This is a genomic window from Pedobacter heparinus, from assembly GCF_032678725.1.
Lineage (GTDB): Bacteria > Bacteroidota > Bacteroidia > Sphingobacteriales > Sphingobacteriaceae > Pedobacter > Pedobacter heparinus_A.
Genome location: NZ_JAVTSC010000008.1, coordinates 1 through 25,535, shown reverse-complemented (window position 1 = coordinate 25,535; position 25,535 = coordinate 1). Strand labels below are relative to the sequence as shown.

At 39.5% G+C, this 25,535-nt stretch carries 33 protein-coding genes and 1 pseudogene; 16 read left to right on the top strand and 18 right to left on the bottom strand.

What is annotated here, in order from left to right; translation table 11 throughout:
- The first annotated feature begins 14 nt into the window (after positions 1-14).
- Entirely contained in the window at positions 15-1,493 is a 1,479-nt protein-coding gene (locus R2Q85_RS13280; protein ID WP_316812278.1) for a PLP-dependent aminotransferase family protein, read from the top strand.
- A 24-nt stretch (positions 1,494-1,517) separates the two neighbouring features.
- On the opposite strand, the gene R2Q85_RS13275 is transcribed toward R2Q85_RS13280, so the two are convergent.
- From R2Q85_RS13275 to R2Q85_RS13265, 3 genes are all read right to left on the bottom strand, one after another.
- Entirely contained in the window at positions 1,518-2,738 is a 1,221-nt protein-coding gene (locus R2Q85_RS13275; RefSeq protein ID WP_316812277.1) for an MFS transporter, read from the bottom strand.
- Between the two features lie 7 nt (positions 2,739-2,745).
- Positions 2,746-3,576 carry an SDR family NAD(P)-dependent oxidoreductase gene (locus R2Q85_RS13270; protein WP_316812276.1) on the bottom strand — a complete coding sequence of 277 codons (831 nt, stop codon included), beginning with the start codon at positions 3,574-3,576 and terminating at the stop codon, positions 2,746-2,748.
- A gap of 63 nt (positions 3,577-3,639) precedes the next feature.
- On the bottom strand, positions 3,640-4,221 hold the full coding sequence (locus R2Q85_RS13265) for a TetR/AcrR family transcriptional regulator (RefSeq protein WP_316812275.1): 582 nt from the start codon (positions 4,219-4,221) through the stop codon (positions 3,640-3,642).
- Positions 4,222-4,321: 100 nt separating this feature from the next.
- On the opposite strand from R2Q85_RS13265, the gene R2Q85_RS13260 reads away from it, so the two are divergent.
- Together R2Q85_RS13260 and R2Q85_RS13255 are read left to right on the top strand one after the other, a co-directional pair.
- The gene (locus R2Q85_RS13260; RefSeq protein ID WP_316812274.1) at positions 4,322-5,188 is read left to right on the top strand and encodes an AraC family transcriptional regulator; all 867 of its coding nucleotides are present in this window, start codon (positions 4,322-4,324) and stop codon (positions 5,186-5,188) included.
- 96 nt (positions 5,189-5,284) lie between these two features.
- On the top strand, positions 5,285-5,935 hold the full coding sequence (locus R2Q85_RS13255; protein ID WP_316812273.1) for an HD domain-containing protein: 651 nt from the start codon (positions 5,285-5,287) through the stop codon (positions 5,933-5,935).
- 25 nt (positions 5,936-5,960) lie between these two features.
- Here the strand turns inward: R2Q85_RS13255 and R2Q85_RS13250 are convergent, their stop codons facing one another.
- Entirely contained in the window at positions 5,961-6,527 is a 567-nt protein-coding gene (locus tag R2Q85_RS13250; RefSeq protein WP_316812272.1) for a hypothetical protein, read from the bottom strand.
- Positions 6,528-6,734: 207 nt separating this feature from the next.
- Here R2Q85_RS13250 and R2Q85_RS13245 point away from each other — a divergent pair, with 207 nt between their 5' ends.
- Entirely contained in the window at positions 6,735-7,178 is a 444-nt protein-coding gene (locus R2Q85_RS13245; protein ID WP_316812271.1) for a DoxX family membrane protein, read from the top strand.
- A gap of 205 nt (positions 7,179-7,383) precedes the next feature.
- Here the strand turns inward: R2Q85_RS13245 and R2Q85_RS13240 are convergent, their stop codons facing one another.
- The 3 genes from R2Q85_RS13240 to R2Q85_RS13230 all read right to left on the bottom strand — a co-directional run bounded on the left by R2Q85_RS13240 (position 7,384) and on the right by R2Q85_RS13230 (position 9,269).
- Complete coding sequence (locus tag R2Q85_RS13240) at positions 7,384-7,554, bottom strand: hypothetical protein (RefSeq protein ID WP_316812270.1); 171 nt, start codon at positions 7,552-7,554, stop codon at positions 7,384-7,386.
- A 49-nt stretch (positions 7,555-7,603) separates the two neighbouring features.
- Entirely contained in the window at positions 7,604-8,182 is a 579-nt protein-coding gene (locus R2Q85_RS13235; protein ID WP_316812269.1) for a hypothetical protein, read from the bottom strand.
- Positions 8,183-8,693: 511 nt separating this feature from the next.
- Positions 8,694-9,269 carry a dihydrofolate reductase family protein gene (locus R2Q85_RS13230; RefSeq protein ID WP_316812268.1) on the bottom strand — a complete coding sequence of 192 codons (576 nt, stop codon included), beginning with the start codon at positions 9,267-9,269 and terminating at the stop codon, positions 8,694-8,696.
- Positions 9,270-9,481: 212 nt separating this feature from the next.
- On the opposite strand from R2Q85_RS13230, the gene R2Q85_RS13225 reads away from it, so the two are divergent.
- The gene (locus R2Q85_RS13225; RefSeq protein WP_316812267.1) at positions 9,482-10,219 is read left to right on the top strand and encodes a sulfurtransferase; all 738 of its coding nucleotides are present in this window, start codon (positions 9,482-9,484) and stop codon (positions 10,217-10,219) included.
- A gap of 152 nt (positions 10,220-10,371) precedes the next feature.
- Here the strand turns inward: R2Q85_RS13225 and R2Q85_RS13220 are convergent, their stop codons facing one another.
- The 8 genes and pseudogenes from R2Q85_RS13220 to R2Q85_RS13190 form a co-directional block, all read right to left on the bottom strand.
- Complete coding sequence (locus R2Q85_RS13220) at positions 10,372-11,340, bottom strand: Rpn family recombination-promoting nuclease/putative transposase (RefSeq protein ID WP_316812266.1); 969 nt, start codon at positions 11,338-11,340, stop codon at positions 10,372-10,374.
- A gap of 54 nt (positions 11,341-11,394) precedes the next feature.
- Entirely contained in the window at positions 11,395-12,123 is a 729-nt protein-coding gene (gene istB / locus R2Q85_RS13215) for an IS21-like element helper ATPase IstB (RefSeq protein WP_316812265.1), read from the bottom strand.
- A gap of 10 nt (positions 12,124-12,133) precedes the next feature.
- Complete coding sequence (locus R2Q85_RS24595) at positions 12,134-12,712, bottom strand: Mu transposase domain-containing protein (protein WP_410478890.1); 579 nt, start codon at positions 12,710-12,712, stop codon at positions 12,134-12,136.
- A gap of 3 nt (positions 12,713-12,715) precedes the next feature.
- A pseudogene (gene istA, locus R2Q85_RS24590) lies at positions 12,716-13,387 on the bottom strand (IS21 family transposase); the annotation flags it as partial.
- An 11-nt stretch (positions 13,388-13,398) separates the two neighbouring features.
- Positions 13,399-13,677, bottom strand: coding sequence for a helix-turn-helix domain-containing protein (locus tag R2Q85_RS13205; protein ID WP_316812264.1), 279 nt, complete (start codon positions 13,675-13,677; stop codon positions 13,399-13,401).
- 414 nt (positions 13,678-14,091) lie between these two features.
- Positions 14,092-14,496: a hypothetical protein gene (locus R2Q85_RS13200; RefSeq protein WP_316812263.1), complete on the bottom strand. Its 405-nt coding sequence runs from the start codon at positions 14,494-14,496 to the stop codon at positions 14,092-14,094.
- Between the two features lie 115 nt (positions 14,497-14,611).
- Positions 14,612-15,700: a metallophosphoesterase gene (locus R2Q85_RS13195; protein WP_316812262.1), complete on the bottom strand. Its 1,089-nt coding sequence runs from the start codon at positions 15,698-15,700 to the stop codon at positions 14,612-14,614.
- Positions 15,701-15,778: 78 nt separating this feature from the next.
- The gene (locus R2Q85_RS13190) at positions 15,779-16,120 is read right to left on the bottom strand and encodes a VOC family protein (protein ID WP_316812261.1); all 342 of its coding nucleotides are present in this window, start codon (positions 16,118-16,120) and stop codon (positions 15,779-15,781) included.
- Between the two features lie 288 nt (positions 16,121-16,408).
- On the opposite strand from R2Q85_RS13190, the gene R2Q85_RS13185 reads away from it, so the two are divergent.
- Entirely contained in the window at positions 16,409-16,987 is a 579-nt protein-coding gene (locus R2Q85_RS13185) for an O-methyltransferase (protein ID WP_316812260.1), read from the top strand.
- A 240-nt stretch (positions 16,988-17,227) separates the two neighbouring features.
- Here the strand turns inward: R2Q85_RS13185 and R2Q85_RS13180 are convergent, their stop codons facing one another.
- Positions 17,228-17,602: a hypothetical protein gene (locus R2Q85_RS13180; RefSeq protein WP_316812259.1), complete on the bottom strand. Its 375-nt coding sequence runs from the start codon at positions 17,600-17,602 to the stop codon at positions 17,228-17,230.
- A gap of 22 nt (positions 17,603-17,624) precedes the next feature.
- Entirely contained in the window at positions 17,625-17,798 is a 174-nt protein-coding gene (locus tag R2Q85_RS13175; protein WP_316812258.1) for a hypothetical protein, read from the bottom strand.
- Between the two features lie 293 nt (positions 17,799-18,091).
- Here R2Q85_RS13175 and R2Q85_RS13170 point away from each other — a divergent pair, with 293 nt between their 5' ends.
- Both R2Q85_RS13170 and R2Q85_RS13165 read left to right on the top strand, forming a co-directional pair.
- Positions 18,092-18,559 carry a group II truncated hemoglobin gene (locus R2Q85_RS13170; protein WP_316812257.1) on the top strand — a complete coding sequence of 156 codons (468 nt, stop codon included), beginning with the start codon at positions 18,092-18,094 and terminating at the stop codon, positions 18,557-18,559.
- Between the two features lie 174 nt (positions 18,560-18,733).
- Entirely contained in the window at positions 18,734-19,129 is a 396-nt protein-coding gene (locus R2Q85_RS13165; RefSeq protein ID WP_316812256.1) for a hypothetical protein, read from the top strand.
- Positions 19,130-19,285: 156 nt separating this feature from the next.
- Here the strand turns inward: R2Q85_RS13165 and R2Q85_RS13160 are convergent, their stop codons facing one another.
- A complete protein-coding gene (locus R2Q85_RS13160) occupies positions 19,286-19,693 on the bottom strand; it encodes a hypothetical protein (RefSeq protein ID WP_316812255.1) in 408 nt (135 codons plus the stop codon).
- A gap of 114 nt (positions 19,694-19,807) precedes the next feature.
- Between R2Q85_RS13160 and R2Q85_RS13155 the strand changes: the two genes are divergently transcribed.
- From R2Q85_RS13155 to R2Q85_RS13120, 8 genes are all read left to right on the top strand, one after another.
- Positions 19,808-20,155, top strand: a complete 348-nt coding sequence (locus R2Q85_RS13155) for an iron chaperone (RefSeq protein ID WP_316812254.1) — start codon at positions 19,808-19,810, stop codon at positions 20,153-20,155.
- A gap of 20 nt (positions 20,156-20,175) precedes the next feature.
- The gene (locus tag R2Q85_RS13150; RefSeq protein WP_316812253.1) at positions 20,176-20,481 is read left to right on the top strand and encodes a hypothetical protein; all 306 of its coding nucleotides are present in this window, start codon (positions 20,176-20,178) and stop codon (positions 20,479-20,481) included.
- A gap of 740 nt (positions 20,482-21,221) precedes the next feature.
- Positions 21,222-21,401 (top strand): hypothetical protein, encoded by a 180-nt coding sequence (locus R2Q85_RS13145; protein ID WP_316812252.1) that lies wholly within the window; start codon positions 21,222-21,224, stop codon positions 21,399-21,401.
- A gap of 2 nt (positions 21,402-21,403) precedes the next feature.
- Entirely contained in the window at positions 21,404-22,456 is a 1,053-nt protein-coding gene (locus R2Q85_RS13140; RefSeq protein WP_316812251.1) for a ComEC/Rec2 family competence protein, read from the top strand.
- A gap of 1 nt (position 22,457) precedes the next feature.
- On the top strand, positions 22,458-23,141 hold the full coding sequence (locus R2Q85_RS13135; protein ID WP_316812250.1) for a hypothetical protein: 684 nt from the start codon (positions 22,458-22,460) through the stop codon (positions 23,139-23,141).
- Between the two features lie 81 nt (positions 23,142-23,222).
- Positions 23,223-24,239: a hypothetical protein gene (locus tag R2Q85_RS13130; protein ID WP_316812249.1), complete on the top strand. Its 1,017-nt coding sequence runs from the start codon at positions 23,223-23,225 to the stop codon at positions 24,237-24,239.
- A 65-nt stretch (positions 24,240-24,304) separates the two neighbouring features.
- Positions 24,305-24,898, top strand: coding sequence for a DUF6338 family protein (locus R2Q85_RS13125; protein ID WP_316812248.1), 594 nt, complete (start codon positions 24,305-24,307; stop codon positions 24,896-24,898).
- Between the two features lie 10 nt (positions 24,899-24,908).
- On the top strand, positions 24,909-25,115 hold the full coding sequence (locus tag R2Q85_RS13120; RefSeq protein WP_316812247.1) for a hypothetical protein: 207 nt from the start codon (positions 24,909-24,911) through the stop codon (positions 25,113-25,115).
- Positions 25,116-25,535 lie beyond the last annotated feature (420 nt).

Sequence of the window (25,535 nt, the reverse complement as noted above, 5' to 3'; positions counted from 1 at the left end):
AAGATACAGCCCAGATGTTACCCTATAAAACATTGATTGAAGTTGACCGCAGGAGCAGCTTGTCTTTACATATACAGGTATGCAATACCTTTATTTCTTTGATCACAAATGGCACTTTGCAGGCCGGTGACATACTACCTAGCTCGCGTATACTGGCCAGTCTGATCGGCATCAACAGAAATACGGTAAAGCTGGCTTATGAGGAACTGATCAGCCAGGGCTGGGCGGAATCCATTGAACGAAAGGGTGTTTTTGTACTTGCCAATCTGCCAGTGATTACCAAAAGTAAAGCCGCTGCGCTGCCTCAAAACAAGATCAGCCCGGGCAATCAGCCTGAAGAAGCATTCATCTGGATCAATCAATTTAAAAATACGATTCCTGTTAACAATCTTCAGCACACAAAACTGGCTATCGATGACGGCTTTCCGGACGTACGTCTGGCACCTGTTGACCAGCTTATGAGAGAATACAGAAGCATATCCAGAAAGTTCTACGGTAAAAATTTTCTGAAATACGGAAGTCCAAAAGGATCAGCACACCTGCGGGAAATGATCTGCAATTACCTGTCCAATACCAGAGGATTAAACGTACCATCAGATCAGCTGATCATTACCAAGGGCAGCCAGATGGGGATTTACTTAGCCGCTCGGTTGTTGATAGAGCCTTCAGATTATATTGCGCTGGGTGTTTCGAATTATCACTACGCGGATGAAACATTCATTCGTTCAGGAGCAAAACTACTGAGGATTCCGATCGATGCGGCAGGAATGAATATAGATTATCTTGAACAGGTATTGAAGAAGCATTCAATCAGAGCTTTATATATCATCCCCCACCATCATTTTCCAACTACGGTAACCACAAGTATGGAGCGCAGGCTAAAACTGTTAAAACTCGCTAAAGAGCATCGTTTCGCAATTATTGAGGACGACTATGATTTTGACTTCCACTACCAGAACAAACCCTACCTGCCACTGGCCAGTATCGACCATCACCACAACGTAATTTATATTGGTTCAATCTCTAAAACTTTCGCCCCGGCTTTGCGAATCGGATTCATGGCCGGGCCACCTGCTTTTATCGACGCAGCGGCATCCATGAGAGCGTTGATTGACAAACAAGGAGACACCCTGCTGGAGGATGCATTCGCGCTGATGTTTGAGACGGGGGAAATGGAAAGGCATTTCAGAAAATCATTAAAAATATATCAGCAGCGGAGAGACCTTTTTTGCGAGATCTTAAAAACAAACTTCAGTGAAAATATAGAATTTGCAATACCAGAAGGCGGGCTGGCAGTCTGGTCGATTTTTGATCCAGCTATCAATCTGGTTAAAATGTCAATGGAAGCAGCAAAAAAAGGACTATATATAGACAACGGAATTTTTTACAAAAATGAATCTTTTGACACCAACGGAATGAGGCTTGGCTTTGCTGCGCTCGAGGAAAATGAAATGGAGGAAGCACTCAAAATCCTTAAAAAGGTAGTTCAATAATTATTGAACTACCTCAGAATTTGGTTAGGCCAGAGCAGTCTTCAGCTCATTACGCACACGTACTTTCCTGTATCGGTTAAAAGCAATAAATAGCATGCAAATAACCAGTATCAAAGAGATATTTGCAATCCCTAATAACGTTTGGCTTTTAACAGCATATAAATTTGCAAAGCCATAGCTGAATACTGAACTCACCATATACATGGCCCCACCGGTAAGCCCGCTTGCTACCCCTGCATTTTTTGAAAAGCGGCTGAGACAATAACCATAAATGATGTTGAAAATAAAACCTCCACACATATGAATACAGATCGTGAAACCAATTAAGGTGTAAATATTACTACCAAAAGGAACGGTAAAAATCATAAGGAAAACTAAACTGATCTGCACAACCAGCGCAGTGATCACTTTTTTAGCTAAAGGTTCCTTAATCAGTGATTTAGCAATAATTCCGCCTGTCATAATAGAAAAACCAGATAATAGTGAACTATAGCCGGTAGTAACAGCAGAATAGCCAAATATACTTTCTATAATAAAGGGGCTTGACAAACTATAAATAACTACCAGACCAAAGCAAATGCCGATGATAGCTAAACCAAGTGTAAAATCAGCAGTCTTTAACATCCCACTATAAGTCTGCGCAATTGACCTTATCTTAAATGGATGAAAGTGTTTTAAAGATTCGCCACTATAGATGAGTTCCAGGATCAAAAAAAGAAGCGACAGCAGACCAAGAAAATAGAAGTTGGACCGCCAGCCAAAGATACTTTGCAAATATCCCCCTAAAAATGGCGCCATAATTGGAGCACAAGCCCAGATGATAGCAAACAAACTGATGTAATGCTTTAATTTCTCTCCCGAATAAAGATCAACAAAATAGGCGCGTTTTCCTACTACAATAAAGGCAATTGTAATTCCCTGAATAATACGCATTGCATAAATAACATAAATATTGGGTACAACAGCAATCACAAAACTGGTCAGTGAAAACAGTGCAAGTGATATGATACTGATCCTAAAACGCCCAAAACTATCCAATATGCTTCCAATAAAAATCTGACTTACACCTATACTAAACATAAATAGCACCAGGGAAAGCTGAATAGCAGATGCTGAAACATGCAAGTCTTTTGCCATAGCCGGAAGAGAAGGCAAATAAATGTCTGTAGCAAATCCCGACAATGGGATAAGCGACAGTGCCAGTACGGTACTAAAACCCTGGTGATTTTCTTTTAAAATTCTCATTGTTTTTTCACGCTCCCTGTTGATTTCCATGTGCAGCCTCGGAAACCTCCAGCCAGTCTTCAAAATTGTTCAAACGGGCTTCATATTCCTGCTTAACTATTGGATAGCCAACTTTTCCCAACAGCAATCTCAGCGGGGGTTCGGCGGCATCAACCAATTTAAATATCGCCGGCGTAGTCGCCGAAGGCTCTCCAAAATACCCAGGGGTAGTGAAAGACGCCCACATCACATCCTTAACCGGCTGATAAGCCGATATGGCCTGACTCTTGTCTGCGGATGTAGACCAGTCAGTTGTGTATGCATTTGGCTCAACAATAGAAACATTGATACCCAGAGATTTCACTTCGGCAGCAAGCGACGCAGAAAGACCTTCCACAGCGAATTTGGACGCATTGTATACACCCAACACCGGAACTGTAACCAAACCAAGCACACTAGATACCTGTATAATGTGACCGCTTCCCTGCTGGCGCATTACGGGCAAAACAGCCTGTGTCAACCACAGTACCCCAAAAAAGTTGGTCTCCATCTGTGCCCTGGCTTCCTGTTCAGAACTCTCTTCTACTGCACCAAAAAGACCAATACCCGCATTATTGATCAATACGTCGATATGCCCGAAATGTGCAACAGCAGCATTTATGGCCTGAAAACAGGCCTCACGATCAGTCACATCCAATCGAAGCGGTAATACCCGGTCACCGAATTCAGCTGTAAGCCCACTGAGTGCCTCCAGATTTCTGGCGGTCGCTATGACATGGTCACCGCGCTTTAAAAAGGCTTCAGCCCAGATTCTACCAAATCCCCTTGAGGCACCTGTTATTAAAATTACTTTTGACATGGTTATATATATTAGTTGTTAAGTTAAAATAGACCGTTCGGTCTTTTAAAAATCAAAAAAAAATTACAGTAAATATGAATCAAACTCAAGCCTGATGGCTTCCATAATAATCCACATTTGCTCATCGCTCTCTAATACCCTCCTACATAAAATTGCACCTTCAATCATAGCAAAAACTTTTATACTAAAGTTCTTCGGGTTCACAGTTACAGATATTTCATTATTGGCAATGCCATTGGATATGATATCAAAAAATCTTTTCTGGGCAGACCGGATTGCCTTCTTTACATTTTCCTTCATACCAGGATGTGTATCATCAGCCTCCACACCAAAGTTCATAATAGGGCATCCTCCATCGGTATTTTTAATCTCTTTATAGGCATCTAATAAATTTAAAAATTTTTCTCTCGCGGTTTTCCCACGCAACACAGCCCTGTTCAATTGATCGGCAAGCGTCGCCGTCAGGTATAAAAATGACTCCACACATATTTCATCCTTACTTTCGAAGTTCCCATAAATACCACCCTTGGCAAGTTTGGTCGCCTCCATAATGTCACTCATTGAAGTCCCCGCCATCCCCTTCCTGTTAATGATGGAAGCGGATTGCTCAATAATAAACCGTCTGGTACGCTCTGCTTTGTTCATGTTAAACTATTACGGTACAAAAATAAACCAATCGGTCTATTTTTCATAATATTTTGTATCTTTGTATTGTAAAATTCCTATCAGGAGGTTAAAATGAGTTATGGCCAGTACAAGTCAGCAACATATTGAAATAGAAAATGACATAAAGGACTCCTTTTACATACAATTTTACCAGAACAAGAAATATGCTGAAACTCTTCCACAGCGGCTCGCCTATCACCGAATGATTCTGGTACAATCCGGCAAGGGGAAGATAAAGATCGATGAAAGAGTTTTTGAACTGTCCCCGGCAACACTTTTTTTGATCGCCAAAGGCCAGGTTATCCACTTTCAGCAATCCGCATCCTTCAGGGGATTTGAACTAGGCTTCGGCGACTGCTTCTGGGAAAAGACACCCCAGAGCGCAAACAATTGTAAAGCTGTGCTTTTCAACAACGCAGCCGCAAATCAATCGCTGCTCCTGACAGCGGCCAACGAACAGGAACTCAATTTCCTTTTCCAGTGCCTGCTGACGGAATCTGCTAAAGATGTCTACATCAATCAACTGGACGTCATGGCCGCCTACCTAAAAATCATCATGATCAAAACAGCCAATGTGAACGACTCACTCTTGAACGCATTGGAAAATTATGAAAATACGATCTACAGGCAGTTCTTAAATTTAATAACCGAACATCATCAAAGCTCTCATGAAGTTAAAGATTACGCCAGCCTTTTAGGTGTAACAGTCAGAAAACTAACTGAACTATCCAGGCGCTACGGTGGGCGCGGGGCAAAAGAATCAATTAATGATCATTTGATTGCTGAAGCGAAACGATACCTCCAGTTCTCCGCCACACCAATAAAAACAATCGCATTTGCGCTAAATTTCGGTTCTGCGGATCAGTTTAGTCATTTTTTTAAAAAAAATACCCAGATATCTCCCAAAGCATATAGAACTCATTTTATCGGAATAGGCAATAAATAAGCTGTAAATACCGAATCATATATTCACATGTGATTGACCGAATTTGACATTTTCCAAACCCTCTATCCTAAGTAATTTTGGAAAAACAAAAAATATATGTCAATCCATACCTCAAAAACCATTGCCGGAATAACAATTCCAGACAGCACAATTGCCACCCAGGCAACCGAGCTCTTACTGGAACATGGAACAGAATTTATTTACAATCACTCCCTGAGAGTATTTCTATTCTCATCGCTAAACGGAAAACGAAGACAACTTGATTACGACCAGGAATTACTCTACGTCGCCTCGGTATTCCACGACCTGGGGTTGACAAAGCACTACAGCAGTCCAGACCTTCGATTCGAAATAGACGGCGCAAATGCCGCCCGTGATTTTCTAAAAAGTCAGGGTTTACCACCTCAATCCCTACAATTGGTCTGGGACACCATAGCCCTACATACCACCATCGGTATCGCTGAACATAAGGAGCCTGAAGTCGCCCTGATGTATTCGGGTGTAGGATTGGATGTGATGGGTGAAGGATATGAGCATCTTGGCGAAGAGAACAGGAATGAAATCTTAAACATCTTTCCCCGCAATAATTTCAAGAAAAACATTATCCCGACATTCTTCAGCGGATTCGAGCATAAAACAGAAACAACATTTGGAAACATCAAAGCCGATGTCTGCGCGTACATGATCCCGAATTTCCAACGGAAAAATTTCTGTGACTGTATCTTGCATTCTCCCTGGAAGGAATAGCTGTATTATAGCACCGATTAACCGCTTATAACATCTTCAAACTGAGGCCAACCATAAGTCTTGCCTGTTCGATATCCAGATCATAAGCTGGCATAACCCAGATTGTAGACTGTATTTCAGGTATTAAAAATCTGAAATTCGGCCCCAGTCCATGATAACGCCAGGCAGAGCCACCAAATGTAAATTGATCGGTAACCTGATGAAACAAGTTAACTTTATACAAATAGTTATCCTTACCGCTTCCCAGCTCCTCAAGCAGCAACAGACTGGTCCGTTTTTGTTTTAAAAATATACTGGCTGTATATCTTGGAGCGTGCTTTCCGTGCTCAATACCCATACCTGAAGATAAAGTAAGGAACTTATACGGTGAATAAGAAAGTCCAATTAAAGCCTGGCTCCAGGACTGTCGGATCAATCCAAAAAAAGTGATGGACAATTTTTCGGTAATGATTTTATTGCCTGCATAGTTGATGACAGGCTCAAAAGCGCTGTGTTCAGTGAATTTACCATAAACCTCCAACTGTGCCGGGGCCAGCGCAGGTATAAAAAAAAGCAAAAGACACAACAATTTGGTTTTATAGCCTGACATCATAAGCAGTATTTTTTAAATATCAGGAGCCAAGTTAGGCTACCCCCTATCAATACTTCTAACCCAGATCTGAAAAAAGACATGGTCCAGACTCCCCCTTATCGCTCGCCAAGACAGAGAATTGTGACCAGTATCTGGGCCACCTGTTTTCATTAAACTGGTATGCTACAAGACGATACATTGGAGATAGATTTGTAAAAAATATTTATTATGGAAGAATCATTCAAAATCCCCCAGCTGCTGCTTAGAGCTGCACTGGGTTTAACTTTTTTAACGCCCGTTTTCGACAGGCTTGGTATCCTGGGACCGGCTGGTACCGGAAACATCGAATGGGGTAACTGGGAAAATTTCATCAACTATACCGTTACACTGATGCCTTACTTAGACAGGTCTGCCACCAATATCATGGGCGGAATTGCAACAGCTTCAGAATGTATGATCGCGGTGTTACTGATCATCGGTTTTAAAACAAAATATGCTGCCTTAGGCAGCTGTCTGTTAACGTTTACTTTCATTCTGTTTATGACAACTTCTGTAGGCGTACAAAAGCCTATCAATTACGGCGTGTTTACGGCCAGTGCCGCCAGCCTATTGCTGGCATCCATCGCCAGCTATAAGTGGAGTATTGATACCCTCATCAAAAAAAACAAGTAAAGGATCTCTCATTTTTAATATGTCAAGATATTGATCAATCTGTTATATCTCCAACACTTCATACCTTCTCCTATGCCTGGCCTGTTCCCCTATCCTTCCGCTATTAGCTGCGCTATGTTTGCTATATGTTTGGTTTATTCCGGGATAGCCCAATTATTGCGCAATACCGGTTCAGTTATGTAGTATATGGCCAGGCATGGCAGGCTCAGGTGCCAGCCAGAACAAAATGATAAATAATCGATCCGCTTTCTGAAAAAGCAGTGTATTCTGGTCCATAGTCGGTAAATTTCCAGTCAAATGCATTTTGGTAGAATTGCTTTATTGTGCCCAGATCGCTGGCCTGAAATTCAAAGTAATTGATATGGCTATTTTGCAAGAGGTCAATTTAGCAATAATCTTATAAATGGAAAATGAGTGAAAAATGATTATGATAAGGCTTGAATTTCCTCTATAGTAAGGCCGGTTAAATCTGCAATCTCTTCGACGGACATACCTTTTACAATAAGTTTTATTGCCATTTCAATTGATTTTTTTTGTTCGCCTTTCATCTCACCTCTGATATATAAGATGTCTTTTTCTTCTTTGAATATTTTACCTGTTAGTGCCATATCTTTAATTGCTTGTTTATCTAAATTACGAAGTTGCAGTAATACCCGTAGTTGCCTAAAATAACGTCCTTGTTCCAGCTCCGATGTGCTTTTGCTTTCTATTTCATGAACAATTTGTTCCAAAACAGTTTCTGAGCGAAAGTGCATGTCTTTATAATGGTCGGTTTGGTATTCAACGTGCAGCACATAGGTATTACCTTGGTTATCTATTACCTTTTTTAACAGGTCGGTTTTTCTTTCTTTGGTAAATTGTATGTCATCTGCTAAATCTTCTATAGTGGTTACCTGCAGGCTCAAAACATGCTTTATAATGCCAGGTAAAGTACCTTGCATGTTTTCTCTGAAAACTTTATCAAACTTGCTGCCTTGCGCAGGGTGCCTTACTTCGTCTGCCATATCATAAATTAGTTAAGGCAAAGCTACACAGGTATTTGTTGTGAAATCTAATTTCCTTGAAGATCAGCTAGAAACACTAAATTTTTATGGATTTACGAAATTTAGTTTGGAATTGGAGGTTTCGGAACTGTACTTTTCAGGATGAAATTTTGCCGTTAATTCTGTAGGGCTGGTATATAAATAATCGCTTGTTATCTTATTGTCGTGGACTTATTATTTGTCGATTATTTTTTGGAAACTAAGGTTAGCCGTTTTCACTGGAATAATACTTAATATTGGGTAAAGTTAATTCGATGAAAGCTATACCAACGTTATATGAATGGGCTGGCGGAATGCCTGTTTTTGAAAACCTGATGGATCGATTTTATGATAAAGTCTTGTCACTTTAAAATGATCCAACATCATATCGGTAAGCATTTAACTGAAGCGCATCGTAAAAAGTGGGTACATCTTTTAGTGGAAACAGCAGATGAGCTTCAGTTACCTGATGATCCTGAGTTTCGTTCTGCTTTCATGGCTTATGTAGAAGCGGCCCAAGGTGTTTGTAAGTGTTGATGAGCAAACCCGTGGGTGTGGACTTTGAGTCTACAAATTCAAGTTCCCGGGCGTTAATACTATCCGACAACAAGCGTTTGCCACGACCAAGCAAAACGGGGTAAACGATCAGGATAACCTCGTCTACCAATCCCGCGTCCAGCAGCACCGAGATCAGCGATATACTTCCCGAAAGCACTAAATCAGGGCCGTCTGTTGTCTTTAGGTCGCGAAGCCCTTTTAACATGTCCTCGCCCAAATCCTTGACCGGCCCCCATGTGAGGCTGTCTGGCCTGTGGGTGACTACGTATTTCGTGGCGCTATTTATGCCGTTTGCCAGGGGGAAGTCGCCAGCATTTGGCCAGAAATTTAACCAGGAATCATAGGTTCGGCGGCCGAGCAGCAGATCAAATCCTGGACCATACGCCTCCAGGAGGATTGCCTGCCCATCAGTGGTGCGGTACGGTGCCGTCCATCCGCCGTACTCGTAATCTCCGGCGTGTTCGATTACACCATCAAGCGAAATGTGTTCGAAAATTCTGATCTTTCTCAAGTTGTTTTTTTAGTATAATTATCACCCAAATTTAAAGAAGGCGAGGTACGCAAGTGAGGTGCAATCACGACAATATGCGGGTGTTTTCATACCCATCTCATTTTTATCTTTAGTATTTATGTTTTAACAGTTACCAATGCCAAAACTTGATACACCTTCTGCCTGGATTTTTATATATTCACCATTTTAAAAGTATATGAAACTATCGCCTATTGCAACACTTAAACGGCGCATTTTATTTGGATTTAAATACTGACCTGGCTGATATTAAAGATTTTGCTAATGGTGGTAGGCATCCGCTCCCGACGGTAGGACATTTTGCTCAGCTTTTGGGGAAACATGGAATTACAGAAGATACGCATGTAATTGTTTATGATGATAAAAACGGAGCCAACGCTGCAGCAAGATTCTGGTGGATGTTAAAGTCAATAGGGCATGAAAAAGTCCAGGTTTTGAATGGTGGCTACACCGCTGCGATTAAAGCTGGCTTTGCTATAAATGCTGAGGTTCCGTCGGCAAAAATAGAAGAGCCCTATCGGATTCGGGAATGGCAGTTACCGTTGGCAGAAATTGATGAAGTGGAAGTTGCTTCTAAAAGTACTCATCATGCTGTTATTGATGTTCGTGATGCCAATCGTTTCGCAGGTTTAACTGAACCTATAGATTTAATTGCTGGCCATATACCTAATGCAATAAATATTCCATTTACGGAGAACCTGGATACCACTGGTGCTTTTTTAGCTCCTGAAATTCTAAAAGAAAAATATTCGAAGGTGTTGGCAGATTATAAAATTGAAAATGTGATTGTACATTGCGGTTCCGGTGTAACCGCCTGTCATACCCTCTTAGCAATTGACTATGCAGGTTTAGAGATACCAAAACTGTATGTAGGTAGTTGGAGTGAGTGGAGCAGGAACAACAAGAAAAATATTCTTCATCATTTTAGTTAACAATTTGTCTAAAACTCTGTTAGGTGCTTTAAAGCGTATAGCCATTTGTCAAGGTCGGTCTCCATCTCAATGGGGCTCTTTGAGCTGGTGCTGTAAGCGTAAAGTGCGGATCTTCCGGATCTTTTATTGGCTTTACCATGGAGGAAAGATATTTAGAGTGATTCTATTTGTTCTATTGAAAGTTTGGTGTATTTGACGATCTTTTCTATAGGCTGGTTATCGGCCAACATCTCTAATGCCATTTCTACAGCTTTTTTGTGCTCGCCTTGTTCTATGCCTTGTTCTATGCCTTGTTCTATGCCCTGCTCCAAACCTTGTTCTAAGCCTTTTTTAACAGCGTAATCCAATACGTTCTTATTATCCCATTTACGCTTTAAACTTGCATTGTACATAGCTCGCTCTTCTTGTGTTAAATTGGCATAATTAGCCAAGGTAAATAATTGATCAAATTCCGGGCCGGACAGGTAATCTGGTCGCTGTTTAAATTCTGTTAGGTGCTTTAATGCATATAACCACTTATCCAGTTCTGTATACAATTCGTCTGGCCCTTTAACAAAGTTAAGCATCTCGATGAACATAAAGCTGAGTTTATCGTAGAATATTTTGCCTGTGTGCCTGTTGGCGAGACAGATATCCTGAACATATTCTGACTTTGGGCTGTCTGGCAGATTGAAGTCTTCCAGAAATGCAACGAGGTAAACTTCAGTAAGATTATAAGCCCATTCCTTTCTATTGCCTTTAGGGGCCTGTTCACTTATTGCTCTGGATATATAAAATAATGCCCGCTCTTTAAAGAACTCCTGGTTGCCACGTTGTATTTCTATGATGAATTTGCTGCCATCAGCATCGGTACAATAAACATCAAATACGGCCCCACCTTCTTCGGCTATCTCACCATGGAATTCATTTTTTCCATATTCAATTTCGGTTATGTATTTTCTGCCTTTAAACAGGTGGTTTAACAGGCCGATCAGAATAGGTTTACTTTCGTCTGTAGCAAACAATCTCTTGAAAGAAAAATCTACAAAAGCATCAATGAAGGTTGTAGGCTTGGTCTTTCTTCTAGCTTTTCTCTTTTGTTTTGGCTGTACTGTATATATCGGTGATTCTGGGCCAAGCATATCGCTTGAAGATGGGCCACGCGTATCGGTGATACCGGGCCAGCAATTATAGGATTATTTTTTTACTTTTCTTAACGATTCGCCTGATAAACTTAGGCGGTGAGCACCATGTACCAACCTATCCAGGATGGCATCTGCGATTGTACCTTCGCCAATTACTTCATACCAGGCACTAACGGGCAATTGTGAGCCAATAATGGTTGACTTCTTATTATGTCTGTCTTCAATGATTTCCATCAGCAGATCTCTTTGTGGTTTATCCAGATTCTGCAGGCCAAAGTCGTCCAGTATCAACAGATCCTGTTTTTCTATACGTGCAATTTCTCTGTAAAGAGAGTTATCTGCCTTGGCGCCATGTAGTCTGGTGAAGAGTTTGGCTGTGTTATAATAAGCTACACGATATCCCATCGCACAAGCCTGATGGCCAAGAGCAGAAGCGATATAGCTTTTTCCAACCCCGGTAGGCCCAGTAATAAGCACATTCTCTTTTTGTTGAATGAACTGACAGGATGAAAGCCTGCCTAGTAATTCTTTGTCCAGTTCTCTTGCTGCCTGATAGTTGATCTCAGAAAGATGAGATAAGTATCGGAAAGCAGCTGTCTGGGTTAACCTGGCTACTTTTTTGTTTGAACGGTCCTGCCATTCCGCGTCAATCAACATGCTCAGCAGTTCATCAGCAGTAAGCTGTAAATGACCCTGGCTTTCAATACTACTGCTGTAAGCCAGCAGCATTCCCTGCAAACGCAGGCTTTTCATTTTTTCTAATGTTTGTTGTATATTCATCTTTATTGGGTTAATGATAATATGAGGCACCACGTAAGTTTTCATGTGCGGGTATGTTAAGCTGCTCTTGATCTGCTGTCCTGTCATCAAGGTTTTGTTTGAGGATAGACTCCAGTATTTTATAACCATATTGTTCAAAAGCTATTGCACGGATGCAGGCCCCTTTAAGGCGTTCTATGCCATAGACCTTTCCCAACCTTTGGATTCCCCAGCAAGAACGAAAAGCTTGTTCGGGATGTGGACGTTGTGCAAACACCTGTTCCACATATTGATGGATCACCTGGTCTTTAGATTGTGCCCAGGAAAGAAACGCCTCTACGTTCCAGCCTTGCATGAACTGATGGTTTTCCGGCATATGGCTAACTAGTGTGGTATAACCGGCACTTTTTTTACTCCTGCTATGTGACGCGATCCTAATGCTGGAAGCATATATTTCCAGTAGGGTTTCGTTATATCTAAGCTCAACTCTTTTGCCGATGTACTGGTGTGGTACGCTATAATAGTGCTTATCATCGCCAATGAACACATGATAGTTCTTTTGTACAGTTGCTTGCTTATAGGTTAGCAGTGTGAAGGGATGTGCTGGCAATGCAGCCAATAAAGGCTTTTCCTGTTCCAGAAACAATTGCTCCCTGCTGGTCTGCCTCTGCTGATACATCTTTTTATTGTACAGCTCTAGTAAGGGCTTAATCGCTTTGTTGAGTGAAAACAGATCAAAGAACACCTGATCTTTTAGTGCAAAGCAGATCCTTTGATATACCAGTCTTACGGCATTTTCAACCAATGCCTTATCTTTTGGCTTACGTGCACGGGTGGCCATTACCGCAGTGCCATAATGAAAAGCAAATGCTTTGAAGTCTTTGTTTAAGTCTGGTTCGTAGCGATGTGCCTGGGTTACTGCCGACTTAAGATTATCTGTCACAATCAACTTTGGTACACCACCGATAAACTCCAGGCTTCGTCTGATACTGTTTAAAAAGGAAGCCTTCTGCTGACTTTCACTTGCCTCCACGTAAGTATATCCGCTGCCTGCTAATACTGCTATAAACAGCTCGACAGGGCGTATCTCGCCTGTTTCTCTGTCAGTCAATAACAGCCGGTCCCCCGCATAATCAATCAATAGCTTTTCACCCATAACCTGTTCCATATGAAATGAGGCATGCTGTACGGCAAATGCTTTTTGTATGTGCTCCTTGAATTGGGTATATCCATATCCTTCAGGATGCTTACTACGGTACTGGTCCCAAATGTTCAGATACGTAAACCCAGGGTTTTTTAGGCTTTACGAAACTCAGGAAGCATACTCTCAAGTTCCATATATGCCATGGGCTTATTAAATACTTTGGCCTCAGGTAATATAGAAACTAGCGATTCCTCATCCAGGCGGCTTAATTCAGAAAAGTCCTTTCCTGCATTCTTGAGGTTAAGAATATATTCATTAACGGTCTTGCGGTTAATGCCCAGTAACCTGGCAATGGAACGGTTACTTTCACCGCGGGCTTTTAGTTGAATAATACGTTGAATGTCTAACATGTCTTTTCGGTGGCCGGCCATATTTTACAGAGTTTTGTTGCATCTGTAAAATACTACTTTGTTTAAATTGGCCCGGAATCACCGATAGGACTGGCCCAGTATCACCGATACAGGTGGCCCGTTATGCTCCGATATATGCATGTACTGCAGTGCTGGTTTGTTCTGGCATTTTTATTGGTTAGTTGCCAGCAAAGCTACAGTGCCTATTATTATGAAATCTAATTTCCTTGAAGATCAGCTCGAAACACTAAAGTTTTATGGATTTACGAAATTTAGTTTGGAATTGGAGGTTTCCGGAATGTCCTTTTCAAGATGAAATTCTGTTACTAATTCTGTATAGCTGGCATATAAACTGCCGGTTATTTTATTGCTGTGGTGTTGTTATAGGGTGCAGGTGATGTAACGCATGGTTTTCAAGATGATTATTTAGCGGAATTAAAACACGGTTGCTATCAGGTAGCAAATAAAAGCAATGCTTATAATTATCAGTAAAATTACCCCTGTTATTTGTCTAAACTTTCTTTGTTGCTCGGCTTTCCTCAAATATCCATCCTCTTTAAGATTAGTGCTGAATAATATTCCGATCAAGCCAGCAATTGGATGAAAAATGAAATCGCTATAGTCAAATGACTCTTTTGCCTTTTTCAGTGCTTCAAATTGATCGGCTCTTTTATCCTGATAAGTTGCGCGTTGAATCAAAGCTTTATCAACTCCTCTCTTGCTCAATTCTACGAGTGCATTTTCCACTACCCGGGGTTGCCATTTATGGGGTGCACCAGCTATTGACAGCAATTGCTTAGTAGTGCGTTCATGAATAGGCGGCGTAACTTCAATCATCATAACTAAGGTAAGATTATTGGACAATTATTCCGGTTCTTTTGGTGTGGTGTGGTGAAGCACATTGGCAGGTTAATGGTTCCATGAGTGTTGAACAGTTATTATTCATCTTTTTCAATCAATTGTCTAACAAACTTTCAATTGCAGCTTCTTCAAGTACAATTCTTTGAGGAACACCAGTGCTATTTTTTTTCCATTCAATGAGCCTGATGATGCCATTTTCGAGTTCTATTCCCGTGATATCCCCATCACTGAAGCAACAGCAACCGGTATTGAAATAGGTGTTCTTTGATGCTTTCAGTCTTGGGGAAGTATCACCGCTGATGTTTCCGGCCAGTAGCGCAGCCTCCAGCTTTTGGATAGTTTCCTGATCTCTCTCTTTTCTGGCCTTGTCCAATCTGATATAAGTACGCTCTAAATGTGTAAGTGAATTAAATACCGGCTGGTGGGTATGACCAGTGATCAAGGCTAAATTGCTCTGTTTAGCGGTCCATTCGTACATAAACTGGTTGTGTGCAGACTTCAGTTGGTTATCATAAGCAGGTGTATTCGGATTGATTTTTAAAAAAGATTGCAGCGGTCCCCAAATCGTAGATACAAACCACTTACTGAACCAGTTACCATCACTCTGTAAATCCCCCTGATGGCCATGCGTCAGAAACAGACTCAATTGTCTTCCTGATGCAGGAATCTCAAACACAATTCCTTCAAACACTTTGATCTTTTGCCCGAAAATCCTTTGCAGCATAAAGCCTGCCAGCGGATCGTTGTCCCAATACAAATCGTGGTTACCAAAAAGCTTGATGTACGCATTACGTTTAAGGAAAAGCTTTTCAGCTTCAAATGTAGCTTTGTTGTGGTTGATCACCTCCAGTACCAGGTTTTCCCAAAGTTCTTCGCTATCCCCCAAATTGCAGTACAAATATTCATGTACATTATAATATTCCATGGCTGCCAGATAATTTGGTTCAGCCAATACAAAATCATCTTTCAAAGTCCCGTCTCCTCTGTGCTGATCGGAGAAAACAACAATGCGATACTGATCTGTCAACTTAATAAGCTGTCCACGCTTGCCAGGTTGTAAACGGATACTTTCGTACAATGCGGTAAGGGAATCATGGACACGTGCGCTATCAGGCCTGGTGCCATACCGGTTTGCCAGTTTGATAACCCAGGGCGACAATAATTTTTGTAACAATTTCCGCATTGATCTGATGAATTTCCTTTTGGCAAGTAATACACAATTAGGTTGCCAAAATAGGGTTGCCTAAACCTACGGACAGGATTATTTATCTGACCATACTGCCAATTCGTTTCCCGCAGGGTCAAGAAATTGAAATCTTCTTCCTCCCGGAAAGCTATAAATGTCTTTTGAGATCTTTCCACCCGCCTCAATAATCTTCTTTTGTATTTGAGCAAGGTTGTCATGGTAAAGAATAACCAGCACACCGGTTTTAACTTCTGCATCGCTTTTGAAAAAGCCTCCGTCAAGTCCGCTTTCTGAAAAGGCAATGTATTCTGGTCCATAGTCGGTAAATTTCCAGCCAAATGCATTTTGGTAGAATTGCTTTATTGTGCCCAGATCGCTGGCCTGGAATTCAAGGTAATTGATATGGTTATTTTGCATGAGGTGAATTTAGCAATAATCTGATAAATGAAAAAGGAGTGAAAATTTTGCTGAAGATCAGCTGGAACACTAAAGTTTTATTGATTTACAAAATTTAGTTTGGAATGAGAGGTTTCGGGAATACTGTTTTCGAGATGAAATTTTGCAGATAATTCTCCATAGGTGCCAAAAAATTGATTATCACTGTATTGCAGATATTAAATAAGTTTTATTTTGCTTCTTCTTTCCATCGACACAATGTCATTGCATGAAAGTAAACAAATGATATCTTTATCCAAAACAATTCCAATGGACGACAGTATTATTAAATTACCACAAAACTATAGAAGCATTCAAGATGCCTCTGATAAGATTAACTTTTCTATGCCTTCAGACCTAAAAACCGGAAGTCTGTTGCGCACCCTAATAGCTTCAAAACCGAATGGGCGATTTTTGGAGCTTGGTACTGGAACAGGTCTTTCACTTTCCTGGATTACCGAAGCGATGGATGAAAACTCAACTGTTATTTCTCTGGACAATACTGAAACCTATACTTCTATTGCAAAAAGCTTTTTTGTAACTGATCCACGAGTTGAAATCATCTGTACCGATGCAAATGAATGGCTAAAGGATAACCAAGAACAAGAATTTGACCTGATATTTGCTGATGCCTGGCCAGGAAAATATGCAACTTTAGACGAAGCATTAAATATACTAAAAATAGGAGGACTCTATATCATTGATGATATGTTGCCACAGCCAAACTGGCCGGAAGGTCATCAGGAAAACGTTGATAAATTAATAAGCTACATTGAAACCAGAACGGATCTTAACTATACAAAGTTAAATTGGTCAACGGGACTTGTTATAGTTACTAAAGGCAGTTAACACTAAATAGAAATAAGCATTCGAGGCGCCCCTATGATCAGAGTTGAAATACTAACCGATCTTAAAATGGGTATATTTTTCGGCCCTATGCCGAGCAATTGTCGAAATTCCTTTTCAGTATAGGTACCCACCTTTTCCAAAGTATCAATACCGTAATGCAATAAGGCTCTTTGAGCTGGTGCTGTCAGGACATAGAGCGGATTTTCCGGATCTTTTATAGGCTTTACCAAGGGTAAGAGATTAGAGGGCTTCGATTTCTTCGATGGATAAGCCAGTGCCCTTAGCAATATCTTCTATTGCCACACCAAGTTCTTTAAAGTTTTTAGCGATTTCTACGGCTTTTTTATGCTCGCCTTTTTCCTGGCCTTTCATTTCACCTCTGATGTATAAGATGTCTTTTTCTTCTTTGAATATTTTACCTGTCAGTGCCATATCTTTAATTGCTGTTTTGTTTAAATCTCTTAATTGTAGTAATACGCGTAATTGCCTAAAATAACGTCCTTGTTCCAGTTGGGAAGTGCTTTTAGTTTCTATTTCATGCACAATTTGTTCCAGAACAGTTTCTGATTGCTGTAATGCTAAGTTACCTAAAATGGCCAGCATTTGTTCTTCCACTTTGTCGGATTTTAAGAATAAATTATAATCTACCGACGACAATGAAGTCATATTGGTCGTCTGTTAAATCTTCTATAGTGGTTACCTGGAGGCTCAACACATGTTCAATAATGCCAGGTAAAGTACCTTGCATGTTTTCTCTGAAAACTTTATCAAACTTGCTGCCTTGCGCAGGGTGCCTTACTTCGTCTGCCATATCATAAATTAGTTGAGACAAAGCTACACAGGTAATTATTATGAAATCTAATTTCGGTGAAGATCAGCTCGAAACACTAAAGTTCTATGGTTTTATGAAATTAAGTTTGGAATTGGAGGCTTCGGAAGTAGGCTTTTCAGGATGAAATTTTGCCATTAATTCTGTAGGGCTGGTATATAAATAATCGCTTGTTATCTTATTGTCGTGGATTTATTATTTGTCGATTATTTTTTGGAAACTAAGGTTAGCCGTTTTCACTGGAATAATACTTAATATTGGGTAAAGTTAATTCGATGAAAGCTATACCAACGTTATATGAATGGGCTGGCGGAATGCCTGTTTTTGAAAACCTGATGGATCGCTTTTATGATAAAGTGTTGTCAGATCCTCTGCTGGAGCCAGTTTTTAAGCATATGTCTTTGGACCACCGGGTTCATGTTGCTCATTTTTTTGCCGAGGTTTTTGGAGGTCCTGCTTTTTATTCTACTTCAGAAGGAAGCCACTTTAAAATGATCCAACATCATATCGGTAAGCATTTAACTGAAGCGCATCGTAAAAAGTGGGTACATCTTTTAGTGGAAACAGCAGATGAACTTCAGTTACCTGATGATCCTGAGTTTCGTTCTGCTTTCATGGCTTATGTAGAATGGGGTACAAGACTAGCGCTAATCAATTCTAGTCTTGATGATGTTACCGCCAGTGAAGATGAACCTATGCCTAAATGGGGATGGGGTGTTCCAGGCGGTCCATTTTCAGGTTAAAAGAGTTTGAAGTTCCGATGTATTCGGTTCTTTCGCCACTGCTTTAAAACATTTGCCTCCCGGAATAGATGAGACCTGATGGCGTTTAAAATAAAATATTAATTCTTTATGCCTTAAATCAGTTAAAAAGTTAGGCATTAGCTTGTTGTCCAGGGGATTGCTTATATTTAGGCTATGGAAATTCTTTCTGGACGTGTTTTATGGTTATCTGATGTTGATTTTCTGGATTTTTCGCTTATTGATAAGATCGGTGTTTTATTTACCGGAGTTAAACCGTTACATAAACTTGAAGGGAATGCTGTATTAACGACTGACAGGATAGTGCTGATTGCTGATACAGAAGATGAGCTTAGTATCAATTTAAGAGACATTACACAGCTATATATGGGTTTTGATGAAATTTATAAACCCGCGTATGTCAAAAATTTTGGTACATTCTGGCAGCCGCTCAGGATCACTTATTGCGGATCTGATTCGGTTGAAAAGAAAATCAATCTTGTAATTGACCATAATTTTCTCTCGTCCGGTAATCAAACCTGGTTTAATTGTTTAACGGAGATGTTGTCATAGGATGTGGGTTGTGTAGCGCGTGGTTGTCAGGATAATTGTTTTAGCGGAATTAAAACGCGGTTGCTATCAGGCAGCAAATAAAAGCAATGGTTATAATTATTAGCACAATTATTCCGGTTCTTTCTGTATGGTTTGCATAGTTCTCCATTTTAAATATTAGTAATACACCCTGTCATCAGTGAGATCAATCAATGCGTCGCCCATGATACCGTAAAAAATAACCTTGTTTGAATTCATTTCTATATAGCCAAATTCATTTAGTGGCAAAACTTTTATAGGCATGTATTTATGGGTCTTTTTATTTACAAAGAAATGCGTCAAATAATCCGGTCCTTCTTTTTTTAGCAGTGGAATTCTGTTCCTGTAATTAGTCAAGGTCCGCTTGATCCCACTGTTTTTCTTATCCCACTTAACAACGGAATCATCATATAATTTGTAATTGTAATTGCCGCGTTCATCTTTAAATAGAATATGTACGGCTTTGATATTGCTTTTAATTAAAGATTGATAACTAACACATCCGGATAAACAAATCAAACCGCATACGAACAAAAAGTATTTCATATTCTTTACCTCTAATGGTTAGGTTAAGTTACTGAAGTATTCCAAAGATTACCATACTACCAGCAAAGAATCAGATAAAAATCATATTTTCATGCCCATTAAAAGAACTATACAATGACCAACCCCAATACTATTGATGAATATATTGCCGGATTTCCCGAAGAGATTCAACAAATTTTAACAGAAATACGTGCCACTGTACATGCGGCCGTTCCAGGGCTAACCGAAACCATCAGTTATGCCATCCCTACTTTTAAGTTTAAAGGGAAGAACCTGGTGCATTTTGCGGCCTTTAAAAATCATATTGGGTTTTATGCTACTCCAGATGGGCATGAAGCTTTTGCAGCAGATTTTTCCAGGTATAAAACCGGGAAGGGTTCTGTGCAATTTCCTCTTGGCGAGCCGATGCCTTTAAAGCTGATTGCAAAGGTTGTGAAATTCAGGGTAACTGAAGTGGAATAACACCGGTACAAAACAACAAAATGGAAAATTACTTACAATGCGCCTGGGGCGATGCTATCGATAACATAGGTATTGATGAAGTAAAAAATGCGATTACTGAATTGCAGAAAATGGATGATGAACATGGGGCGTTCTGGGTTTCCGTAGTTGAAGAGGAAGAAACTATACTGGAAGTAGATAAAAACATGAAAATGGTTGCCATATTTAATGGCGATGTTGAAAATCCAGTTGTGAAGCAGTTAAAAACTTGGGAGGAAGTTTTATTCTTTTACGGGCTACTGTTAAACAACGATTTTGAAAGTCTACGCAAGAGAATGAAACAGTAAAGTGGTCAGATTTTATTTGAGGGCTTCTCTATTTTTGGCCCAGACGATAAAACAGTGGCTTTTGTAGGCCCATTAATTAAATTACTGGATAGGCTGATGGTAATTGATCAAATCATTGAAATTAGTGGTTTTCTCTATTCCAGGATGGATCGGCACTACGTTACTAACCTATTAATGTTAATTGAAGGAAAGTCAGTGTACATATCACACTAACTGACAGATTGTTATGTTTTTTTTGTTTTGTAACATAACTGACATAATAGCATATGTTGAGAAAAACTCCTGTCAGTTGAAAAATAAAAATAATCTTACTTGTAGGGAAATTTAATGATGGGCTATCTGGGAATTCTATTCCTCAAATTTTAATTATTTATTAATGTTTTATGAATAAACTGGATTTTTTGATAGGCTTTCAAAAATTATTCCATTATTTTTAGTATTGCTAAAAATAATGGTAATTGTTGGGCGGTGCAGATGTTTGGCACCGGACTTGTTCATGGTAATATTAGTAAAGCCTGCAAGAATTTTTCGAGGATTGATGCAGGCCTACTTTATACAGCATAGGACGCCGGATGGCATCCATATGGGTTTGTTTCTATAAACGTTGTAAAGGTATAAATAGTTTTCACTTGGTAAATTATTTATACTTTTTGTCAGTTTCTTTCTTCAATCCATTATGTTCAATTCACAGCCGATGTAACTAATAATTACGTTGATATTCGTTAATTAAAACTTTGCTAATGGCAAGAAATGGTAAAACAGGCGATGGCCACAGAAACGGAGCGGTAAAAGACCGTTCACAAACACATAACCCTAAAACAGATCAATGGGTTAAACGAGATACTGACACGGGTCGGTTTATGGATGTGAAACAGGATGGTACTCCGTTTAAGGGGGTTAGGAAGGAGAAGGGAGGATAGGGATGGCGCAAAGTTTAGAAATTGATTTTTTGGCTGTAGAAAGCGGACAACATAGTGGAGATGCGATTGCCATAAGATATGGCGATTTTAGCAGCAGAGATACTCAAAAAATTATCATAATTGATGGGGGCACTTTAACAGCGGGGCAAAACTTAGTTAATTTGGTTAGGGATGTTTATGGGACGAATAGGGTTGATCTTGTTTTATGTACTCATCTCGATAAAGATCATGTATCAGGTTTAAGAACTGTTGTAAGGGAACTTGAAGTGGGAGAATTATGGATACATAAACCTTGGGAACATTCAGAAGAAATTTGTCATCTATTTCATGATGGTAGGATTACCACGAATAGTTTGGCTGAAAGGTTAAAAGATGCCTATAATTTTGCTTATGAATTGGTGGAAATAGCAGAAGAAAAAGGAATTGATATACGTGAGCCATTTGCTGGTAGACAGTTTGATGAATTTACATTTCAGATTCTAGGTCCTAATGTTGATTTCTATAGAGAATTGTTAGTGAATTCGGCTAAAACACCAGAGCAGAAGGAAGATACGATTTTAGAGTCAGTAATGAAAAGCTTCACAAAAGCCATTAACTGGGTTGAAGAAAGTATTGGCCTGGAGAGTTTAGACGAGAATGGAGAAACTTCAAGTGAAAATAGTTCAAGTGCAGTGTCTCTTTTAACGATTGATTCAAACAAGCATTTATTTACAGGAGATGCGGGAATTCAGTCTTTAAAAAACGTAATTGAGTATTCAGTCCAAGAAGGAATTGATATTTCGAAAATTAGTTTTATGCAGGCACCTCATCACGGCAGTAAGCGTAATATTTCTCCATCAATTCTCGATAGTATTCGTTGCGATGTGGCTTATGTCTCTGCTTCAAGTGAAGCCGAAAAACATCCCTCAAGAAAGGTTCTCAATGCCTTTCATCGTAGAAATACAAAAACATATTCTACAGAAGGTCAAAATATCCTTCGTCGTCGTAATGCACCCATTAGAAAGGGATATAGTGGATTAGAACCACACCCATTTTATGAATTAGTACAAGAATAATATGATAGATATCTACAATTTAAAAGCCAGGGTGTTCCCAATGATTATATTCTTTTTTCCTGTCATTCTCCTGGCGATAGTGAATGCTTTTCAGTTTACCGATCTCAAGCAGTTTTGTTCGTCTGTGATTATTATGGGAAGCCTGACTTACCTGCTGAGCCATATTGGTAGGGATAAGGGCAAGAAGAAGGAGCCGAAATTATGGGAATCATGGGGTGGTGCGCCATCAATACAGGTAATGAGGTATAGTAATGGTGAAATTCCTACACTTATAAAGGACAGGTATTTTAGTAAATTAAATTCGTTATGCGCTGTTCCGATTGTTCCTAATCTTCTCACAGAGCAAAGCGATCCTGATAAAGCAGATGAAATTTATGCCTTATGGGGCAGTTACCTTAGAAACAACAGCAGGGATCAGATCAAGTTCAATCTGGTTTTTACAGAAAATACAAATTATGGTTTTCGTAGAAATCTTTGGGGGATGAAAAACCTGGCGATAGCATGGATTATTGTTCTTATGCTATTAAATTATTCTCATTTTGTACTCGCCGAGGGGCATTTTGATTTATTCTTTTTCCCTGAAGCTTCTACTATAAACTTACTCATATTATTATGCTCATTGGCATTTTGGACTCTATGTGACCAAGGAATGGGTGAGGATGGTGGCTTTTGCTTATGCGCATAGGTTAATTGAAGTTACTGACATGCTGTAAGTGTATTTATATCAAAGCATTAACATAAACATGAACCAAATTAAATCAATTATATGTCTGTAATTCACTTTTTAAATGTTCTTGAAGGAGACTGCAATATAATTCAACACGACAGTGACAGGATTACCGTTATCGATGTTAGCAATGGCTACAATGACGTAGATACTGACGAAGAAAAAGCCGTAAAAGCATCTGAAATGAGAAAGCTCATGCTTTCTAGAACTCAGGTGCCTTCAGATAAGAAAGATTACCACCAGAAGAAAACACCTGACAATCCAATTCAATACCTTAAAAAATATGGCATAAAAAATATTTTTAGGTTTATTATAACCCATCCTGATATGGATCACTTGGACGGAATACGGGATTTATATACCGATTTTAGCGTCACAAATACCTGGGATACGGATAACTTAAAATATATTGATCCAAATGGGAATTTTGCTGGGTACAATAAAGAAGACTGGGAATTTTATCGCAAACTCCGGGCTGGACAATATACTGGAACGGGAAGGAAAACTTATCACGCGACTGAAGTAAATGAATATTACAATCAGGATGATCTTAAGATTTTAGCACCGACTACAGCCCTGATTAAGCAAGCAAACGATTCAGGTAATTTTAATGACTCATCCTACGTACTGCTATACACACCAAAGAAGGCAAATGGGGGCAATTGGAAGTTTTTATTCGCTGGAGATAGTGAGGACAGTACCTGGGAGTACATTCTGGCAAACTTTAAAGACGAAGTCGCAAATGTCGATGTACTTTTCGCACCTCATCATGGCAGGGATTCTGGACGTAGCTATGAATTTTTGAAAACGGTAAATCCAAAAGTTACACTATTTGGCAATGCAAGTTCGAGGCACCTGGCGTATAATTGCTACAAACCGATAAGGATTACAAATAATCAAGCTGGATACGTTATCGTTGATATATCTGAAGATAAGATTACATTTTACGTAAAGAATTACGAGTTTGCTAAATATTACAAACACAAACGTAACTGGGGTGATCCAGTCTACAATACTAAATTCCAGGCTTACGGACTTTTTAAATTTGATGCTTAATTCCCATTATGAGAAGTTTCTACGGCAAAGAAGACTACAGCATGGAAGATAAATAAATTATAACTATGGAATTTTTAAAAGCGGAAAATTTATTTTTGTTTATCACCTTGTTTCTGCCGGGGTTTATATCAGTTAAAGTATACCATTCGATGGTTGCTAATGACAATTACGATTTCTCTAAAAATCTATTGGAAATTGTGGGGTATAGCATTATAAATTTTCTGCTTAATTCCTGGCTTATTTTAGTAGGTCTGTCTAATGACTGGGTGTTTACACAAAGCTTTTGGATATATCCGAGTATACTTTGGATATTCTTTATCTCACCTGTTTTGTGGCCGATTCTTTTGAATAAGCTGTTGAGATGGAAATTCCTTAGGAGATATGTATTGAGTAATCAAAAATCAGCTTGGGATTACTATTTCAATCTTAGACAGTCGGCCTATGTGATTGTTCATTTGAAGGATGGAAATAGAGTTGGGGGGTATTACGGTACTCTTTCTTATGCCTCCAGATACCCTTGTAAAGAAGCGTTATACCTTGAAACCGCATGGGAGCTAAGGGATATTTCAGATGACCGGAAATTTAAAAGGGTAGTAGAGCAGTCTGCTGGTCTACTCATATTGAATGAAAATATAGAATACATTGAATTTTTTACTTAAAACTAATATTATGTCAGAAGAAAACAAAAATCCCTTTGAGGGTCTTGATCGAAAACAGATTGAAGAATTAATTTATAAACGGGAAATACCTAATAGTCCATACGGTAATGTAGAAAAGAGCATTCGGGGAGATATGGGTGAAGGTTATCAACCTACCAGAAACATTGTTGGCCTTCCTCCGGGTGCTGATGTACCTGATTCAAATGAAGAAGATTAATTGATTTAAAACAACTATTATGGTAAATTTTGCAAAAGCAGATTTAGCTTATAACGGATATAAGAATACGGCTAGACCGGGGGATGATCCCAGACTTACCGGAAAACCGGATAGCACTTTGTTAAATAGATCGGAATCCTATGAAATGGTTTATTTTATAAACCGTTTCATGACAGTCAAAGGGTATTCTCAGAAAACTACTTTTCAAAAGATTGAAAGGTATCTTAAAACAAGTCTGCATTCTAATCAATCACATGCATTCTGAATTAAAGAATTGAACGCAAATTTTAAATTGTGATAAAGGCCCTCACAAACGGGGCCTTTATTTATGATTATATATTTATATGAAATCTAAGTAATGTTGTAAGATATGAAAGAAATCACTTTTTCCCGTAGGGAGCTTTATGATTTGGTGTGGTC